This is a genomic window from Pueribacillus theae (assembly GCF_003097615.1).
GTDB classification, from domain to species: domain Bacteria; phylum Bacillota; class Bacilli; order Bacillales; family UBA6769; genus Pueribacillus; species Pueribacillus theae.
This window is the reverse complement of the sequence record NZ_QCZG01000104.1, coordinates 1-1,518: the sequence shown is the minus strand read 5'-3', so window position 1 is coordinate 1,518 and position 1,518 is coordinate 1. Positions and strand designations below refer to the sequence as shown.

The following is a 1,518-nucleotide window of genomic DNA, read 5'->3' as shown; positions in this document are numbered from 1 at the left end:
GGGTCTGCGTAAAATCTTGTGTAAGTAATATTCGGCAATCTTCGCAAGGCAAGAAAACATAGGTATGAAAAATACAGTCTAGGCAATACTATAATTGCCTTTTACCATAAAACAGGGTAGGGCAATGCAGAAGTGCAACCTGAGCGGTTTTATGGTTTTTACACTAAAACGGACGGACAAGATCTGTCCGTTTTTTTGTCCGTTTTAGGGAAAACAAATGCGACAAACTTCAGGGGTTTGGGGACAGAGTCCCCAATTATGATGTTTGATTCATAATCTCAAGCTGGCTCAAGATTATGTCCCAATTACGATAACGCATAGTCCACTTTTTTGTAATATTTTGTGATGCCAAATAAAGCATTTTCCTTAAGCTATCATCATTAGGGAAAATTGACTTTGTTTTGGTCACTTTTCTAAATTGGCGATGTAACCCTTCGATTATATTCGTAGTATATATTATTCGCCTAATTTCTGACGGATATGCAAAGAAGGTAGCCAAAATATCCCAATTTTCTTCCCATGATCTAACTGCAGTTGGATACTCTTTACCCCATTTTTCTTTAAACTCTATGAGCCTTTCCATGCCCGATTCTTCATTAATAGACGTATAGATTAATTTTAAATCAGCGACAAATTCTTTTATGTGTTTATAAGAAACATACTTTGTACTTGAACGAATCTGGTGAATGATACAACGTTGAATACCAGAGAAAGGATACACGGCTTGAATGGCCTCCCTAAAACCTGTAAGCCCATCTACACAAAATAGATTAACCGTTTTAACGCCTCTTGTTTTCAAATCATTCAACACGCCTAGCCAAAATTTACTACTTTCATTTCCCCCAACCCAAATGCCCAATATTTCTTTATAGCCTTCATTGTTAATTCCCAATACAACATAGGCTGCTTTCGAGACAATTTGATGATTATCTCGAATTTTATAATGGATGGCATCCATGAAGATAAAAGGGTAATAGGCTTCAAGTGGCCGGCTTTGCCACTCATTTACTTGGGGCATAACCTTCTCACTAATCTTACTGACTAACTCAGAGGAAATCTCAATACTATAGAGATCTTTAACCTGTTCCTGGATATCCCTTGTCGACATACCGTGAGCGTAAAGAGATAGTATTTTTTCCTCCAGACCGTCCACATTTCTTTGGTATTTATCTAAAATTTGCGGCTCATACGAGCCATTTCTGTCTCGGGGAACGTTTACCTCAACTTCACCAAATTGCGTTTTTAATTTCCGTTTTGTTGAGCCATTTCGATAATTATTAGGACCATCACCCCGACGTTGGTGCTTTTCATACCCCAGCTGCTCATCAATTTCACATTGAAGTACTTCCTCCAAGACATCGGAAAACATTTCTTTAATTGTTTCCATGATTTGATTGGTACTTGTGAATTTTTTCTCCCTTACAAGTTCTTTAATAAGTTCCTTAGGTAATTTCATTACGAAAAACCCTCCTCAGCAAAATTATTATCCTAATTCTTGCCAAGGAGGATTGATTTGAA

1 protein-coding gene is annotated in these 1,518 nt (G+C 37.3%); it reads right to left on the bottom strand.

All coding sequences use genetic code 11. From position 1 onward, the window contains the following. Positions 1-256 precede the first annotated feature (256 nt). Positions 257-1,456, bottom strand: coding sequence for an IS256 family transposase (locus tag DCC39_RS18855; protein ID WP_116556404.1), 1,200 nt, complete (start codon positions 1,454-1,456; stop codon positions 257-259). Positions 1,457-1,518: the final 62 nt, after the last annotated feature.

Excerpts from the sequence above, each read along its gene's own strand:
- DCC39_RS18855 (WP_116556404.1), bottom strand. The coding sequence starts at position 1,456 with ATGAAATTACCTAAGGAACTTATTAAAGAACTTGTAAGGGAGAAAAAA.